Source organism: Deltaproteobacteria bacterium (assembly GCA_030654105.1).
In the GTDB taxonomy this organism is placed as follows: Bacteria; Desulfobacterota; SM23-61; order SM23-61; family SM23-61; genus JAHJQK01.
In genome coordinates this window covers 1-16727 of the sequence record JAURYC010000024.1, presented here as the reverse complement: position 1 = coordinate 16727, position 16727 = coordinate 1, and the positions used below count along the sequence as shown (strand labels likewise).

Here is a 16727-nt window from a genome sequence, read left to right as displayed (position 1 = left end):
GCATTGTCGATCGCAGCAATCGGCTCTTTCGTCGCCGGCACCTTAGGAGTCCTGGGGCTCACCCTGTTTGCACCCACCCTGGCGAATGTCGCTCTGGATTTTGGCCCCCCCGAGTTCTTTTGGATCGGGTTGTTGGGCCTTCTTTTATTATCGAACCTGAGTGGCCGGTCAACGCCGAAAGCGCTGCTTATGGCCACTCTGGGGGTTATGCTGGCTACGGTAGGAATGGATCCCATCTCAGGGCGCCCGCGTTTCAGCATGGGATCGTCCTCTCTGTTCGGCGGGTTCGAATTTGTTCCGGTTACCATGGGACTTTTCGGAGTGGCCGAAATTCTAAGCTCGTGTGCGGAACGGTTGAAGTCTTGGGAGGCTTTTAAGTTCCGCTTCCGGGACCTATACCCCAACCGCGAAGACCTACGCCGTTCTTTGGTCCCCATATTTCGAGGAGGAGTAGTCGGATTCCTGGTAGGATTGATCCCCGGCCCGGCCGCAGTGATGTCCTCGTTTGTTTCCTATGCCGTGGAACGAAAATTCTCCCGTCACCCGGAAGAATTCGGCCACGGGGCTATTGAAGGAGTCGCCGGACCGGAGTCAGCCAACAACGCCGCAACCGCCGGGGGACTGGTACCCCTGCTGGCCTTAGGCCTGCCCTTTGCCCCGCCCACCGCGGTGCTACTCGGTGGGCTCATGATCCACGGGGTCGTGCCGGGTCCACTCCTAATGCAGCAGCATCCCGACCTATTCTGGGGGGTCATCGCCAGCATGTATATCGGGAACGTTATTTTGCTAATTTTGAACCTACCCTTGGTCGGCGTTTTCGCGAGCATAACCCGGGTGCGGCCCGCTATTGTCCTTCCCATCGTGCTGGTTCTGTGCGTGATTGGAGCCTATGCTGTAAGCAATAGTGTGTATGACGTTTGGGTCATGCTGGCTTTCGGGGTGCTGGGTTTCTTCATGCGTCGGTTTGAGTTTGAGCCGGCGCCGGTCGTACTGGGGCTGGTTCTCGGCAGGATGCTGGAGAACTCCCTTCGCCAGTCCATGGTCATTTTGGAGGGCAATATCTGGGGCTTCTGGTCTCGTCCCATCTCCATGGTCCTGATCATCTTTGCTGTCCTGGCGCTGGTGCTGCCTCCGATCATCCGGCTTTCCGTATTTGCCAGGCAGAAAAAAACCTGAAGGCCGCCAAGTTGATGAACCTGGAAGAAGAGGCTGGGGCAATGGTTTTAAGGATCGCCACTTGGTTAAGAATTGATTCTTAAAGGAGAAGGTTGATGGGCAAGACGCTGGCGGAAAAAATATTAGGCTCCCGTGCGGGCCGCGATGTGCAAGCGGGAGAATTCGTCATCCCCACCGTGGATTTTGCTTACGCTCACGACGGAACGGGCCCGCTTACCGTTCAACAGATGAAAGCGATGGGGCTTGAGAAAATAAAGGACCCCGCGCGGAGCGCTATTTTTTTGGACCATGCTTCCCCCAGCCCCCGGCTCGAGCATTCGAATGACCATAAGCTTCTGCGGGCATTCTGCAAACGGACCGGGGCAATCCTTTCGGACATCGGGGGAGGCATCTTGCATAATGTCGTCAGCGAGAAATATGCGAAGCCGGGGGATGTAATCGTGGGGGCGGATTCACACAGCTGCACCCAGGGCGCTCTCGGCGCTTTTGCCACAGGAATGGGCTCCACCGATGTTGCGGTGGCCATGGCCTTCGGGTATACCTGGATGCGGGTGCCTGAATCGTTCCAGGTCGTCCTTAAAGGCAACCTGGCCAAAGGGGTTTACACGAAAGACTTCATCCTTTATTTTATTGGAATGATCGGGGCCAACGGTGCAACTTACAAGGCCCTGGAATTTTTAGGCCCCGGTACGAAAAATTTAAGTGTAGCGGCCCGGGCTACCATCGCCAATATGGCCGTGGAGTGCGGCGCCAAAGCAGGATTGTTCCCTGCGGACGAACAGACTAAGCTTTTTCTCCAGGAGCACGAGAGGGAAAAAGATTACCAGGAACTTGCACCCGATCCCGATGCCACTTACGAACGCAAGTTTGAATTTGACCTGTCCAGGATAGAACCCGTGGTCGCCTGCCCCCCTTTCGTGGATAAGGTCAAGCCGATCCGCGAAGTGGGGGAGGTGAAGGTGCATCAAGTCTTCATCGGCACCTGTACGAATGGTCGCCTTGAAGACCTTCATTGCGCTGCCCAAATCCTAAAAGGCCGCCGGGTCCACCCGGAGACCAGGCTCATCGTGGCCCTCAGCTCTCGAAAAGTTTATTTGGACGCCATGCGGGACGGAACCCTCCAAACCCTGATCGAAGCGGGCGGCATCGTGGCAGGCCCGGGCTGTGGGCCTTGCGTAGGCGTGCATGAAGGGGTGCTGGCTGACGGGGAAATCTGTGTGGGAACGCAAAACAGGAACTTTGAGGGGCGCATGGGAAACCCCAGGGGCTTTATCTACCTGGCTTCGCCCGCAACCGCCGCCGCCACGGCGATTGCCGGCCAACTAAGCGACCCGCGAGAATTTCTTTAATTACAGACGAGCGAGGTTCAATCATGACGATCAGAGGAAGGGCGTGGAAATTGGGGGATGGAATCACCACCGACCACATTTCGCCTGGAAGATTCTTTCATCTGCGGAGCAATTTACCGGAATTGGCCAAGCACTGTTTTGCCGACGTCAAGCCAGAGTTCGCTGCCAGTGTAAAGGCGGGAGATATTGTAGTGGGGGGTCAGAATTTTGGCCTCGGCTCCAGCCGGGAACATGCGCCGATCATCCTCAAACTCACTGGGGTTGGAGCCGTGCTGGCCAAGAGCTATGCCCGGATATTCTTCCGCAACGCCATTAATTCCGGATTGCCCACCCTAATCATTGATACTGACCAGATTCGGGAAGGGGATGAGCTGGAACTCAATCTGGCAACGGGCCAGGTAAAGGACCTCACCACCGGTGTTGAAATGATAGCGCCTCCCTTGCCTCCCGTAATGCGTACCATCATAGGCGATGGCGGACTCGTGGAACACATCAAAAAACACGGTGGGCTAAAGCTCGACGGGTAGAAACCTCTTTTATGAATTTCCGGACTGACCCATTTCATTTCACCTAATTTTGTCACCGCCCCTAAAAATTTACAAGAATTGCAGGTTTCGGCTTAGAACTTTTTTTATCTTATGATCCAGGGCTCGGCGGATGGTTTGGGCCAGGTCATTCAAGTCAAAAGGCTTCCTTCTCCGGTTTCCAAACAGCAGCGGAAATGGTCGGCGATGCCTGTTTTCACCAAAGGAGGAAAAGTAAGCATATTAATGGCCTGGGTGGCTTGTTTGGAGGGTGAACCGAGCATGGTCGATAATTCGGGGTTGACATCAATGATTTGACCTTGGGTGTCAATGGAAAGAATCCCCAACGGGGCATTTTCCACCAGCAGGCGGTACCGTTCCTCGCTCGAACGAAGGGCCTCTTCTCCTTGCTTTTGTTTAGCATAGAGTTGGGAATTGGCAATGGCGCCGACAATCTGAGCACCGATCCTTTCGGAAAGTTTCACATCGGCCTCTGTGTAGGCATCCGAATTCTTAGACTGAAAATTTAGAGCGCCGATTACTTCATTTTTTGAGATCAAAGGTATTAGCATACAAGATTTCATTAGAATGGATATGTTTGAGAGATTAAAGAGAGTTCGAAAAAAAGAAAAAGGATTTACATTGATTGAGTTTAAGATGAAAGGAGAGAGGGAAGACGGTTGGCTGGCTGTAATGTCCGGCATTATCCTGAATCTGGACGGTCAGGGAAATGTTAACAAAGTTCAGATCATCAGGGCTCATCGGATTCAGATAAATGTACCCGGATAGTTCCTTCCAAAAAGTTCTTACGGTTCGCCAACCCCCTGACTTTTTTCGATGCCGTATATATTTTATCTTTTTTCGGCCAGGTATAGAGCGGCATCCAGGCCGATGAAGTAAACCTGAATTCCCAATCCCATGATCACACCTTGGGCCGCAGGAGCGATCACGGAATGAATGCCCCTTTCATAATGATTGGATAAATGAATTTCCACGTAAGGAATTTTAACCCCTTTGATGGTGTCCCGGATGGATTGGCTGGCATAAGTAAACCCTCCCGGGTTCATCACCAGGACATCAATCTTATCATAGTAAGCTTTGATAATGCGGTCAATACACTCGCCCTCGGAGTTCGTATAGAAAATTTCCAGGTCGAACTTTTTGGCCTTGGCATAGTCCTGCATCATTTTGTCCAATTCTGCTGCTGTGGTCGTCCCGTAAATCTCCGGCTGCCGGATCCCCAACAAATTCATGTTGCTTCCCTGGATGAGAAGAATTTTGGGCATATTGCGCTCCTTTCTTTTGCATTCAAAAAGATTTTATAACAGGACTTTTCAATTTTTCAATCTCATTTTTTCTAATGCAATTGGAAGCCGTGTTCCAAGAGAAAAGAAAAACCTTTATCCTCTCCCCCTGGAAAGGGAGAGAGGGGAAGGTAAGGGGTCGTATGAAACTCATTTAAGGGAGGTAACCGAGAAAGGAATAAGACAACGACGAAAAGCAAAAGGGGAGAACCGAGCAGACTCTACATCCCTCTTCGCCCCGAGCCGCTTTTCATCCGACTTTTATGCGCATCTGTTTCCAGATGACAGCGCTTATATTTCTTTCCGCTGCCGCACCAGCAGACCTCATTGCGGCCCAGATCTTCCTTTTTTCTTTCGGTTTGTTTGTTGTTGAAAAAACGTTCCAGTATTTTCATCTTTCTATTGAGCATCTCCAATGGGCATTCTGTTATTGGCAATCCGCGACCGGTTTAATATCTTCGGCCGCCTCCGCCCCGGCCTCCCCTGAACCCGCCACCCTCGCCACCGCGGTTGCTACTACCGGGTCTCGGGCCTCCCTGATCCTTTTTAGGACGGGCTTCGTTGACGGTGATGGTGTTTCCAAGAAGACTTCCGCCATTGAATTTCTGGATGGCTTCTTGAGCTTCCTTTTCAGTTTCCATCTCTACAAACCCGAACCCTCTATTCAGTCCGGTGTACTTATCCTTGATGAGGGTAACGGATACGACCTTTCCTACTTCGGAAAAATTGGCTTTCAGGTCTTCTTCCGTGACTTCAATAGATAGGTTTCCCACGTATAGGTTCTTATTCATATCAACCTCCCTTGGTTTTTCCTTCCCCACCCCTCATCCAATGAGGATAGGTTGAATTAAAAATTCTCCGTAATTCTGCAGGTTGCACAGGAGAGGGGCCGGATTGCTCCCAATAAAAAAGCCGCGAAAGCTTTCAAGAGCTTCACGGCTTTTTTATTTCAACCCTAAACTCTTTACGACTCGAATAAATAATCCTACAATTTTTTGGGCAATGATGTCAATTGTTATTTCCCCCTTGCTCCCCCCGTTTTTTAGAACCACTTTTGTTGGAGTCTGGGTGGGGAGGGTACCAGGCGCCGGCAAAATCGGCCCCAGAACAACCCTTATTCCCCCCCCTACCAGAAATGGCGGAGGATTTTAGACGGGAAAGAAAACTTTCCTGGATCGATGATTACAGAAACTGATTGGTCACAGATTTTTAGTCCCTTTCCCACCGTATCCCATGGAAGGAATGCTGCCTCATTTGGCCAAGCCAGGGGCCCTCCCCGCCGGGACCGGCCTACCGCCCGGGATAAAAAGTCACCATTTTAAAATGGGGGTGGGCAAGTTGTTTTCCCATGCCTCCTGATTAAAACCCTGTCCTAACTCAATATACCAGAGACCTCCATTCGTTTGTAGTCATAGGAAAATCAGAACGACTCTCTTAAAAAATATGCTGAATGCAAAACACCTCTTTTCTTAAATCTTAAGAGCAACCTGCTCTCGTTTGCTAAGATGCTAAGAGGGCGCAAGAAGGTTTGAAAGGAACACATTCGGGCACCAGGAAAAAAGGTTAAAGAAGTTGACCAGAGGTTTAAAAAAAAATTGACAAAAAGATATTAAAATTGTATACAATGTTGTACTAAAAAAACGCCAATTGGGTTTCTTATAGTAACCGCCAACCGTATGTCAAGCGTTATTTCCACGAAAGTTGCCAGGGAACTGGAGGGAGCTATTCTCTCCGGCCAGCTCAAGCCCCGCGAGCGCCTCATTGAGATGGACCTGATTTCCCGGCTCGGGGGCAGCCGCACCGTGATCCGGGAGGCGCTGAAAAAGCTGGAGGCCAAAGGACTTGTCCGGACCATGCCCTACCGGGGGGCGATGGTGGCTGACCTGACTGTGGAGGAGGTTGAAGAAATATATTTTGTTAGGGTGGCCATTGAAAAGCTGGCGGCCCGGCTGGTGATTAAGAATATCCGTCCGGATGAGATTCAAAGCTTAAAGCAGCTTTCCAAGGGAGTCGAAAGCCACCTGCGCCGTAAGACGGATCAAATGATTGAAAAAGATTCGGAATTTCACCGGGCCATTTTCAAAATCTGCCGGAACCAATACCTGTATGACATGATTAACTATCTAAAGACCAAAGCCCACATCGTCGGCTACAATGCCTGGTCTTTGCCCGATCGTATTGAACAATCGATCCAGGAGCATCGCCAGATTATCGACGCTATCGAAGCGAAAAATGCATCTCAACTGGAAAAGCTGATTGTAAAGCATCTGACCTATTCCAAAAAAAGTTATTTGGCCCAGCTGAAAGGAACCAGGGGCCGGCTTGGGAAATCAAAGGAGAGAGACTTTGGCTGAAATCCGTATTTATCGAGAGCTTTGCAAGGGGGTAGAGGAGTGCGGCATTTGCATGGAAGTCTGCCCCAAAAAACTTTTTTCTTCCTCCGAAAGTTTGAACCGGAAAGGGTACCGACCCCCGCAGGTCACTCAACAAGAGGCGTGCACTCAATGCCAGAACTGCATGATTTATTGCCCGGATCTGGCGATTGCGGTTGAGCCCAAAAAAGCGGGGAAAGGGGCAAAAAAATGAAGGGGAAAAGGGTGCAGACTGGAAAATATTTCATGATGGGAAACACGGCCTGCGCTGAAGGGGCCATTGCCGCCGGTTGCGAATTGGCCGCCGGTTACCCGATAACGCCGGCCACGGAGATCGCCAACCGCCTGGCCGAGAGGCTTCCCCAGGTGGGGGGAGTGTTTCTGCAGATGGAAGACGAAATCAGCTCCATAGCCGCCATCATCGGGGCCTCCTGGACAGGAAAGAAGGTTATGACGGCCACTTCCGGTCCGGGCATCAGCCTGATGCTGGAAAATATTGGCTTTGCCGTGGGGGTGGAAACTCCCTGCGTCATTGTCAACGTACAGAGAGGGGCCCCAACAACGGGAATGCCTACGGCAGGGGTAGCCGGGGACATGGTTCAAGCCAAACGCGGCTCCCATGGAGATTATGAGATCATCGCCCTCTGCCCTTCCTCCCCGCAGGAGATGTTCGACCATACGGTGTTGGCTTTCAACTATGCCGAAAAGTACCGCACGCCGGTTTTCATCCTCTCCGATGCTTTCGTAGGGCATATGCGAGAGGAGGTAGTCATCCCGGATTCGGACCAGATCGAGGCCGTATACCGGAAAATTCCGGAACCCGGGGCTGATCCTCAAAAAATTAAAGGATTTCTCGACGAAGATGTGGCCCCCATGCCGATCTTCGGAAGGGGATTTAAGGCCCATGTAACCAGTTCCTGCCATGATGAATACGGGAAACGCAATCTGAGCGATCTTTCCGCGTTGGACCACTTTGTACGGATGCTGAGTAACAAGATTCTAAAACACCAGCATGAAATCATTCAGGTTGAAAAAAATTATCAGGACGCAGAAGTCGTTTTGGTCTCTTATGGGGCTGTCTCCCGGGCCGTTTCGATGGCGGCTATGCGGGCGAAGGAGGAAGGGCTGCCGGTGGGAACCCTGCGGATAATCACTGCCTGGCCCTTTCCGGAAGAAGAAATCGAATCCATGGCGAAGAAGGCCAAAAAGGTAATTGTTCTGGAAAACAACCTGGGTCAGCTCTATCCTTATATCAAAGCAGCCGCGGCCCATTACGCCGATGTTTATTTCCTGCCGCCCCGCGTCCTCGGGGAAATTCATGATCCGGAAAATATCCTGAAAAAGATCCGCGAGGTAATTCCATGAGTGAATTGGTTCACCCTCTGCATCGGTTTATCCGTCCTTCCGTCACCTCGACCACCAATTGTCCTGGATGTGGCAATGGCATCGTTGCTCAGGCCATCCTCCGGGCCATTGACGAATTATCCATGGACTTGGATGATTTTATTTTTGTATCCGGGATCGGCTGCTCGGCCTGGATTCCCAGCCCCTTTTTCAACGCCGATGTTCTGCACACGACCCACGGCCGGCCCATCGCTTTTGGTTTGGGCATCAAGATGGGACTGCCGGAAAAGAAAGTCATGGTGATCAGCGGCGATGGGGACCTGGCGGCCATCGGTGGCAACCACCTCATCCATAATGCCCGGCGCAATATAGAGATGATCGTAGTTTGCCTCAATAACAGCATTTATGGCATGACCGGAGGACAGGCCGCCCCCACTACGCCCATGGGGCTGAAAACGACAACGACACCCTATGGTACTTTTGAAAACCCCTTCGACATTGCCCATCTGGTGATGGCGGCCGGGGCTTCTTTTGTTTCGCGGTGGACTACCTACCACCCCAGGCAGATCACCACCACGCTCAAGAAAGCGATCCAGAAGAAAGGCTTCTCTTTCCTGGAAGTCATCACCCAGTGCCCGGTTCAATTTGGGAAAAAGACGGGCTCGGGCAGTTCGGTTCAGATGCTGCGGGAGTATAAAGAGAAGGCCATCTCCGTGAAGGAAGCGGCCAAACTTTCCGAGGAGGAGCTGCAGGAAAGGATTGTGGTCGGGGAGCTGGTGAATAAGGAAAAGCCCGAAATGGTCGAGGAAATCATGAAGATGAAGGCCAAAGCCTATGGAGTGAAAGAATGAAGCGAACGGAGATCCTGATCGGGGGAGTGGGTGGACAAGGGGTGATCCTGGCGGGAATTCTCCTGGGAACCGCCGCCACTCTTTTTGACAATAAAAAAGCGGTGCAGACGCAGGCCTACAGTTCCGAGCAAAGAGGCGGGATGGCCAAAGCCGAAGTGATCCTATCCGGTGATCCTATAACGGATCCCCAGGTCCGGAGGCCGGACATCCTGATCGCTCTGGCTGAAGATGCGGTGAATAGACACCTGCATAAAATTAAGCCCAACGGAATATTGGTGATCGATTCTGACCTGGTACAGGAGGTTAACCCCGGCGATTATCAGGTCCTGAAAGTTCCTGCAACCAGCATGGCCGAGCAAGAGGGCAACATCGTAGTGGCCAACCTGATCATTCTGGGGGCGCTGATCAAAAAAACCGGCATCCTTTCGGTGCCGGCCATGGAGAAAGCGATTGAGGCCAGTGTGCCTCCCCAAGCCAAGACCCTGAACCTCAAAGCTTTTCGCCGGGGGCTGGAGTTTAAAGTTTAAAATAATTTTTAGGACGCAGATAAATGCAGATTTGCAGGATATTACCACTTAAAGGGTGTAGGGTGTAGAGCGTAGGGGGAAAGATTTATTTCTAAAAGTAATATAATAATCCGCGTGAATCTGCGAAGATCCGCGTCCCATTCCATTGAAAAACAGGAGGGTGAAACATGGCTGTTAAAACATTTCCGGAATACTTAGAGAGTTTGAGAAAAATGAAGCCCACTGCCTACATGTTCGGCGCGAGAGTTGAAAATGTGGTGGATAACCCGAGGATTCGGGGGGGGATCAACTCCACCGGCGCTACTTATGAACTGGCCAACTTGGAAAAATACCGGGATCTGTTGACGACGGTATCTCCCTTCACCGGAGAGCGGATCAACCGGTTTACCCTGCTGCCGCAGTCCATCGAAGATTTGGTGGCCCGGGTGAAGATTAACCGCATCCTCGGGGCCTATGTGGGAACGTGCCATCAACGCTGCACTGGCCTGGACTGTATGGCTGCCCTCTCCATCGTTACTTTCGATATTGACAAAAAACACGGCACACCCTATTACAACCGTTTTCTGGATTTCTTGAGGTACATGCAGAAGAACGACTTCACGGCTAATGCCAGCGTGACGGATGTGAAGGGAGATCGCAGTTTAGCTCCCCACGAACAGCCCGACAAGGACCTATATCTTCGGGTGACGGAGAAAACCAAAGATGGCATTGTCGTAAAAGGGGCCAAGGTGCATCAAACCGGCTCCTTAAGTGCCCACGAACTGATCGTGCTTCCGACCCGGGCGATGGGAAAGGGAGACGAAGATTATGCCGTTGCCTTTGCAATTCCTGCTGACACCAAGGGGGTCATTCATGTCGTCGGCCGGAACACCATGGACACCCGCGAAATCGAGGGCGTGGACTGCGGCAACATCCGGTACAGCAAGTACTGCCCGACGGTCATCTACGATGAAGTATTCGTACCCTGGGAGCGGGTTTTCATGTGCGGGGAGATCGAATATACCGGGGAAATCGTCAACCGGTTTTCGGCTTTCCATCGCCAGTCGCATGGCGGCTGCAAAGCGGGCAAGGTCGATGCTATGACCGGCGCCGCCCTCGTGATGATGGACTATAATGGAACTTCGAAAGTGACCCACCACAAGGAAAAGATCATCGACATGATCCATATGGCGGAAACCCTCTATGGCTGCAGCTTGGCCGCCTCTTATGAAGGGAAGAAAGAGGCTTCAGGCACCTATTTCATCAATTCGGTCTTGGCCAATGCTTCCAAAATCCACGAAGGCAAACAGATGTCCGAGATGATTCGCCTGCTGGTCGACATCGCCGGCGGTTATGTGGCTGATTTGCCCTCGGACCGGGATTTTAACAATGCCGAGGTGGGCGGGTTATTGAAGAAATATTTACAGGGGGCCGTTGGCGTTCCGGTGGAGAACCGGATTAAGATGCTGCGCTTAGTGGAGAAGTTAGCCATGGAGAGTGCCGATACCGTTTCTGATCTTCATGGCGGCGGATCCCCGGCCGCCCACCGGCTGACCATCATGCGGGAATCGGATTTGAACGCCAGGAAGAACTGCGCCAAGCGTTTGGCCGGGATTGAATAAGAACGCGATCGATACAAAATTCCCCCTTGCCTCCTTTGCATAAAAGGAGGTTGGGGGGATTTCTCCAGGGAATGCCGAGCTTGCTATGACAACTTTCTTTTTTCGTTCACTATAGACAATCCGAAATCGGCGCATTACCTCCGATGAAAAAGCCGGCACCTTTAAAGGTGCCGGCACTCCCTTTTAAATTTTGCATTCACCTTGACTCACCATGGCCAATTTTGTATATTCCTATCGTAATGTAGGCTTTTCCTGAGAGAAGAATTTTAAAAATTTCAAGGCATTATTAGGAGTGTCCTTAAAGATCGGAAAAAGAGCTATAAGGATTGGGAATGGCAATCTATTAACGAAGTAGTTGCAAAAAATCTTGGTTATGCATCTTCGAGAATGGCAAAGAAATCGATGGGAGAAGAAGCCTTTTCAAGGGAGGTATCTGAATACGCCATAAATAAAGCAGATCGCGTGTTCAGATCGGCATCCGTTACGGGAGGGGCGCGCCAGAAACGGCTCGGAACTCTGAAAAAATCGGAAAACGAAAGGGATAAAGTCTTCAGGCACCCTAACGATGACATGGACTACTACTTTATTGGTGGAGAGCGGGTACTTTTTTGCGATGAAAGACTTGTAGAAATCGATGGTAAACGTCTTCCCGGCGAAACTATTACAGATATTTGGACCGATATTTCGTGGGAAGGGATTGCCAAAGAAGGTGGAGTTGACTTTCCCAAAGGGAAAAAACCAGAGCAACTTTTGAGGAGGGTAATAGAGCTTTCAACCAAAAAAGGTGACTTAGTCCTTGATTCCTTCGCCGGTTCCGGTACCACCGGCGCGGTCGCTCACAAGATGGGGCGGCGCTGGATTATGGTGGAGTTGGGGGAGCATTGCCATACGCACATTATTCCGCGGCTCAAGAAGGTGATTGATGGGCAGGACCCTGGAGGCATCACCAAAGCGGTGGACTGGAAGGGTGGGGGTGGATTCCGCTATTACCGCCTCGCGCCTTCGCTCCTGGAAAAGGACAAGTGGGGGAACTGGGTGATCAGTAAGGAGTTCAATGCCGCCATGCTGGCTGAGGCGGTTTGCAAGCTGGAGGGGTTTGTCTATTCGCCGAGCGACGCTGTCTATTGGCAGCATGGCCATTCCACGGAGCGGGATTTCATTTATGTGACTACGCAAAAACTAAGCCATGAGCAGCTCCAACAATTGAGTGATGACGTAGGGTACCAGCGCACGCTTCTCGTCCTTTGCTCCGCCTTTCGGGGCAAGGCCGACCGTTACCCCAACTTAACGGTGAAGAAGATCCCGAAGGCGGTGCTTGCCCGCTGCGAATGGAGCCATGACGATTACAGCCTAAGGGTCGAGAACCTGCCCAAAGCGCCGCCCAAACCGGGTCAGATGGAGCTTGAGCTATGAAGCATCCCGTTAAAAACAAAGATGTGTACCTGCGAATCCGGCAGATTCTCGAATCGGCGCGCCTTACTGCCGCGCGATCGGTGAACACCGCGCAGGTTATGGCCAATTGGCTTGTCGGGCGGGAAATCGTTGAGGAGGAGCAAAAAGGAGAACGGCGGGCAAATTATGGCGAGCAGTTGATCGCTGAGTTATCGGAGAATCTGACACGGGATTATGGAAGTGGTTATTCCATTCAGAGCTTGAAGTATATCCGGCAGTTTTATCTGACCTATTCCAGGCTGGTCGGTAATACTGAGATTGGCCACGCTCTGCGTGGCCAATCTACAGGGAGAGAATTCGAGGCGACGGAAAAAGTCCACGCGCTGCGTGGAAAATCTAGTGTGGTTGGCATTCCCGATGCATTGCCTCGGAAATCGACCGCGCCTTCTGTTTCGCCTGGTCTTGAAATTGGCCACGCACTGCGTGGCCAATCTTGGCAACCCGGCCGACTCCACCCCAATCTGTCCTGGACCCATTATCGAACCCTCCTGCGTGTAGATAAGGAAGAAGCCCGAGCCTTCTACGAGATCGAGGCCATTCGGAACAATTGGTCGGCCCGCGAACTGGAACGGCAGATCAACAGCCTGCTGTATGAAAGGCTGGCCCTGAGCAAAGATAAGAAAGGCCTGATGCGGCTGGCGAAGAAGGGTCAAGAGATACAAAGGCCCATCGATGCTTTCAAAGATCCAGTTGTCATGGAGTTCCTCGGAATGCCTGAGGTACCGAAACTCGTGGAGTCGGATCTGGAACAGGCTCTGATCAACAACCTTCAGACGTTTCTGCTGGAACTGGGCAAAGGGTTCGCGTTCGTCTCCCGTCAGGAGCGAATTACCCTTGATGGCGACCACTTTTACATCGACCTGGTCTTCTATCATACGGTCCTCAAGTGCTTCGTGCTCATTGATCTCAAGGTCGGCAAGCTGGCTCATCAGGATCTGGGCCAAATCCAATTGTATGTCAATTACTACGATCGCGAGCGCCGGACGGAGGGAGATAATCCCACGCTGGGGCTGATCCTTTGCACGGATAAGAATGATGCTGTCGTCCGCTATACCCTCGGGCCGGACCAGGAGAAAAAAATCTTCGCAAGCCGGTATAAATTGTACCTTCCGACGGAGGCAGAGCTCCGGGCGGAGCTGCGGCGTGAATTAAGGCAATTGGGCCCGATTTCCAACCCCGGGAGGAAAACATGAACCGCCATGTTTTTGCGATTGCAGGGCGGTTGAGTCGTTACCACTGGTATCAGCAGGACGAGCTTGATGGGCGGATTCATAAGTTATGTCCGTCTTGCCTACCGCTTCAACTTCTTTGTTGGGTCGGAGAACTAAATATAAAGAATACGAAGTAAGGAGGATACCAAAATGCGCGAAGATTTAGAAATCTTGCAGGGGGCGGTGGATATGCATATTCATTCAGCGCCCAGCTTGTTTCCCCGGCTCGTGGATCATGTAGAAGCTGCCGGGGGGCTAAAAATTTTGGATGGAAAGGAGTCGTTTTAAAGAACCTCTAAAGATGACGTTCCAGGATAATCCATCATACCTTGTGAATATTTAAGGCGGATAATTTAATTGTATAGGAAATTCCTTTTTGGACACGGATGTACACAGAAAGTCGCTTAGCGCTTAGCGCTATGCGCATAGCGTCTTTTTTATTTCGGTGGTTATCTGCGTAAATCTGCGTCCTATTAAATTTAACGTTTGATCCATTGGGATTGAATACCGAAAGGAGACGGAAATGTATGGATGGCGGGGAAAGATCCTGCGGGTTGATCTGACGAAGGGTGAGCTGAAGGAAGAGAATTTAGATGGGAAGGTGGCCAAAGATTACATTGGCGGCCGCGGCCTGGGCATCTATTACCTGAATAAAGAGGTCGACCCCAGGATCGACCCTTTGTCTCCTGAAAATATGCTGATTATGGCTACCGGCCCGTTGACCGGTACTTCCGCCCCGACCGCCGCCCGCTATATGGTCATGACCAAAGGCCCGCTAACCGGAGCCCTTACCTGCTCGAACTCGGGCGGACAGTTTCCCAAGGAGTTGAAAAGGGCGGGTTTCGATGCTTTAATAGTCACCGGCCGGGCGTCCACCCCGGTCTATCTATGGATCGATAAGGGGCGGGCCGAACTGAAGCCAGCAGATCACCTTTGGGGTAAGATGGTTCCGGAAACCACCGACCTATTGCTTAGCGAGACGGACCCCAAAGCTCGGGTGGCCTGCATAGGACCCGCAGGGGAAAAGTTGGTTTTGTTTGCCGCCATTATGAACGACAGATACCGGGCAGCCGGTCGTTCAGGCGTGGGGGCGGTTATGGGGTCCAAAAACCTCAAAGCGGTCGTGGTCCGGGGAGAAGGCCTCGTCCCCGTAGCCGACCAGGCGCGTTTCAAGGAAATCCAAAATCGGGTCATGACCAAGTTCACCCAGGCGGCGAAGGCCGCTCCTTCTCCTTTGAGTCAACACGGCACAATTGGGGTGATGACCCCTCTTACCCAGAAATACGGGGTTTTGCCGACGAAGAATTTTCAGCAGGGCACGTTTAACGGCTGGCAAGCCATCACGGGTCAAACCCTGACCGAAAAATACCTCCAAAAGACTGTAGCCTGCTGGGCCTGCCCCATCTCATGCGGCCGGTTCACCAAAGTCGAGGAGCCAGGTTTTGAAGGGGAAGGAGAGGGGCCCGAGTATGAAACCGCTTTTGCTCTGGGGGCCCTCTGTATGGTCGATAACCTCGCCGCCATAACCAAAGCCAATTATTTATGCAACGATCTGGGATTGGACACGATGACCATGGGGGCGACCATCGCCTGCGCCATGGAGCTTTTCGACCGCGGTTTTCTAACGGCAGAGCGAAGCGGCGGACCGCTTCCCTGGGGCGACGGCCGGAAATTGGTTGAATTGGTAAGGATGACCGGCCTGCGGGAAGGTTTTGGCAATGAATTGGCCGAAGGCAGCTACCGATTGGCGCAACGCTATGGCCATCCGGAACTGGCCATGGTTTCCAAGCGGCTGGAGTTGCCTGGTTATGACCCCAGGGGCCTTCAAGCCCAGGGCCTGAATTATGCCACTTCACCTATCGGCGGCTCCCACTGCCGGGCGCATATGGCCTATTGCGAAATGGTCGGGATTCCCAAGCCCGTCGATCCCCATGAATGGAAAGGCAAGGCCCGGCTCGTCAAACTCTGGCAGGACGTTTTCAGTATCATCGACTCTGCCGGACTCTGCCTCTTTTTCACCGTACGGAACCTTCTGCGGCCGGAATTGGAAGTTCTTCCGGATGGTATCCTGGAATATCTGAACGCCGTTACCGGCGCCGAATATTCGCTTGGTGAACTGGTAAAAGCCGGCGAACGGATCTGGAACGCCGAACGGCTATTCTTGCACAAAGCCGGTTTTTCCCGCCAAGATGACAGCTTGCCCCACCGGCTGACCCACGAGCCGCTACCGGATGGGCCGGCCAAGGGGAAAGTTGTCCATCTCGAGGAAATGCTGGATGAGTATTACCTGGAGCGAGGCTGGAGCAGGGAAGGCATTCCCACCGCAAACAAGCTCAAGGAGCTTGGGTTAAATTGATCCGACGGCGGCTTAGCCTATGATGATCGACGTCCAGCTCTTTGGTTATTTGGCCAAGTATTCTCCGGTGGAAAAAGAGAATTTCAAATTGGAATTGGACCCGGATGCGACCGTAGGCCTGCTTGGGGATAAAATAAAGATTCCAGCTGAGGTTGAAAAAATGATCTTAGTAAACGGGCACCAGGCCAACTCTTCTACCCTGCTGGCAGATGGCGATGAGGTGTTTATTTTCGCACCCGCAGCCGGGGGGTAAAGAAAATTTTTTCTGCGTTTATCTGCGCTAATCTGCGTTCTAATAATTATGGAAGGAAATTTTATGGGGCAGAATGATTTTCAAAGGGTCGCATTCGAAGATTTAAAGAATTTTTGTCAACAAGCCTATATCAAAGCCGGCGTGGTCCCCGAAGAGGCAGAGATTGTCGCGGACCTTCTGGTTCGTTCCGATCTCCGGGGGATTGAAACCCACGGTGTGACCCGGCTTCCGATCTATATCCAAAGACTGCAGAAGGGATACGTACGGGCGAAATGCCAGCTTACGGCGGTCAAAGAAAAAGGGGCAACCGCCTTCATGGAAGCTCATGGCTCCATGGGACACATTGTGGCCTACCGCTGTATGGAAAGAGCTATCAAAAAGGCGGAGGAATACGGCATCGGGTGGGT

At 52.0% G+C, this 16727-nt stretch carries 19 protein-coding genes and 1 pseudogene; 16 read left to right on the top strand and 4 right to left on the bottom strand.

Annotated elements, in window-relative coordinates; all coding sequences use genetic code 11:
• The 3 genes from Q7V48_00980 to Q7V48_00970 form a co-directional block, all read left to right on the top strand.
• Positions 1-1176, top strand: a 1176-nt coding sequence (locus Q7V48_00980; GenBank protein ID MDO9209314.1) for a tripartite tricarboxylate transporter permease, incomplete at its 5' end; no start/stop codon positions are given.
• 95 nt (positions 1177-1271) lie between these two features.
• Positions 1272-2525: a 3-isopropylmalate dehydratase large subunit gene (locus Q7V48_00975; protein MDO9209313.1), complete on the top strand. Its 1254-nt coding sequence runs from the start codon at positions 1272-1274 to the stop codon at positions 2523-2525.
• Positions 2526-2548: 23 nt separating this feature from the next.
• Positions 2549-3052 carry a 3-isopropylmalate dehydratase small subunit gene (locus Q7V48_00970; protein MDO9209312.1) on the top strand — a complete coding sequence of 168 codons (504 nt, stop codon included), beginning with the start codon at positions 2549-2551 and terminating at the stop codon, positions 3050-3052.
• A 149-nt stretch (positions 3053-3201) separates the two neighbouring features.
• Here the strand turns inward: Q7V48_00970 and Q7V48_00965 are convergent, their stop codons facing one another.
• A complete protein-coding gene (locus tag Q7V48_00965; protein MDO9209311.1) occupies positions 3202-3621 on the bottom strand; it encodes a PAS domain S-box protein in 420 nt (139 codons plus the stop codon).
• Positions 3622-3706: 85 nt separating this feature from the next.
• Here Q7V48_00965 and Q7V48_00960 point away from each other — a divergent pair, with 85 nt between their 5' ends.
• A complete protein-coding gene (locus Q7V48_00960; GenBank protein ID MDO9209310.1) occupies positions 3707-3838 on the top strand; it encodes a hypothetical protein in 132 nt (43 codons plus the stop codon).
• Between the two features lie 62 nt (positions 3839-3900).
• Here Q7V48_00960 and Q7V48_00955 read toward each other — a convergent pair whose 3' ends face one another.
• The 3 genes from Q7V48_00955 to Q7V48_00945 form a co-directional block, all read right to left on the bottom strand.
• Positions 3901-4335 (bottom strand): type II 3-dehydroquinate dehydratase, encoded by a 435-nt coding sequence (locus Q7V48_00955; GenBank protein MDO9209309.1) that lies wholly within the window; start codon positions 4333-4335, stop codon positions 3901-3903.
• Between the two features lie 239 nt (positions 4336-4574).
• Positions 4575-4748: an SEC-C metal-binding domain-containing protein gene (locus Q7V48_00950; protein MDO9209308.1), complete on the bottom strand. Its 174-nt coding sequence runs from the start codon at positions 4746-4748 to the stop codon at positions 4575-4577.
• 54 nt (positions 4749-4802) lie between these two features.
• The gene (locus Q7V48_00945) at positions 4803-5144 is read right to left on the bottom strand and encodes an RNA-binding protein (protein ID MDO9209307.1); all 342 of its coding nucleotides are present in this window, start codon (positions 5142-5144) and stop codon (positions 4803-4805) included.
• A gap of 885 nt (positions 5145-6029) precedes the next feature.
• On the opposite strand from Q7V48_00945, the gene Q7V48_00940 reads away from it, so the two are divergent.
• The 12 genes and pseudogenes from Q7V48_00940 to Q7V48_00885 form a co-directional block, all read left to right on the top strand.
• The gene (locus Q7V48_00940; GenBank protein MDO9209306.1) at positions 6030-6707 is read left to right on the top strand and encodes a GntR family transcriptional regulator; all 678 of its coding nucleotides are present in this window, start codon (positions 6030-6032) and stop codon (positions 6705-6707) included.
• Positions 6700-6939 carry a ferredoxin family protein gene (locus Q7V48_00935; protein MDO9209305.1) on the top strand — a complete coding sequence of 80 codons (240 nt, stop codon included), beginning with the start codon at positions 6700-6702 and terminating at the stop codon, positions 6937-6939. Before Q7V48_00940 ends, Q7V48_00935 begins: the two co-directional genes overlap by 8 nt.
• Positions 6936-8090 (top strand): 2-oxoacid:acceptor oxidoreductase subunit alpha, encoded by a 1155-nt coding sequence (locus Q7V48_00930; GenBank protein ID MDO9209304.1) that lies wholly within the window; start codon positions 6936-6938, stop codon positions 8088-8090. The genes Q7V48_00935 and Q7V48_00930 overlap by 4 nt, the downstream gene beginning before the upstream one ends.
• Positions 8087-8920 (top strand): thiamine pyrophosphate-dependent enzyme, encoded by an 834-nt coding sequence (locus Q7V48_00925; GenBank protein MDO9209303.1) that lies wholly within the window; start codon positions 8087-8089, stop codon positions 8918-8920. Before Q7V48_00930 ends, Q7V48_00925 begins: the two co-directional genes overlap by 4 nt.
• Positions 8917-9447 carry a 2-oxoacid:acceptor oxidoreductase family protein gene (locus tag Q7V48_00920; protein MDO9209302.1) on the top strand — a complete coding sequence of 177 codons (531 nt, stop codon included), beginning with the start codon at positions 8917-8919 and terminating at the stop codon, positions 9445-9447. Before Q7V48_00925 ends, Q7V48_00920 begins: the two co-directional genes overlap by 4 nt.
• A gap of 167 nt (positions 9448-9614) precedes the next feature.
• Entirely contained in the window at positions 9615-11048 is a 1434-nt protein-coding gene (locus Q7V48_00915; GenBank protein ID MDO9209301.1) for a 4-hydroxyphenylacetate 3-hydroxylase N-terminal domain-containing protein, read from the top strand.
• A 573-nt stretch (positions 11049-11621) separates the two neighbouring features.
• Positions 11622-12461 (top strand): annotated as a pseudogene (locus Q7V48_00910) (site-specific DNA-methyltransferase).
• The gene (locus Q7V48_00905; GenBank protein MDO9209300.1) at positions 12458-13693 is read left to right on the top strand and encodes a PDDEXK nuclease domain-containing protein; all 1236 of its coding nucleotides are present in this window, start codon (positions 12458-12460) and stop codon (positions 13691-13693) included. Before Q7V48_00910 ends, Q7V48_00905 begins: the two are co-directional and overlap by 4 nt.
• 168 nt (positions 13694-13861) lie before the next feature.
• Positions 13862-13999 carry a DUF6282 family protein gene (locus Q7V48_00900; protein ID MDO9209299.1) on the top strand — a complete coding sequence of 46 codons (138 nt, stop codon included), beginning with the start codon at positions 13862-13864 and terminating at the stop codon, positions 13997-13999.
• Positions 14000-14234: 235 nt separating this feature from the next.
• Positions 14235-16067: an aldehyde ferredoxin oxidoreductase family protein gene (locus tag Q7V48_00895; GenBank protein MDO9209298.1), complete on the top strand. Its 1833-nt coding sequence runs from the start codon at positions 14235-14237 to the stop codon at positions 16065-16067.
• A 19-nt stretch (positions 16068-16086) separates the two neighbouring features.
• A complete protein-coding gene (locus Q7V48_00890) occupies positions 16087-16320 on the top strand; it encodes a MoaD/ThiS family protein (GenBank protein ID MDO9209297.1) in 234 nt (77 codons plus the stop codon).
• A gap of 63 nt (positions 16321-16383) precedes the next feature.
• Positions 16384-16727: Ldh family oxidoreductase (locus tag Q7V48_00885; protein ID MDO9209296.1), on the top strand; the 344-nt coding region annotated here is incomplete at its 3' end.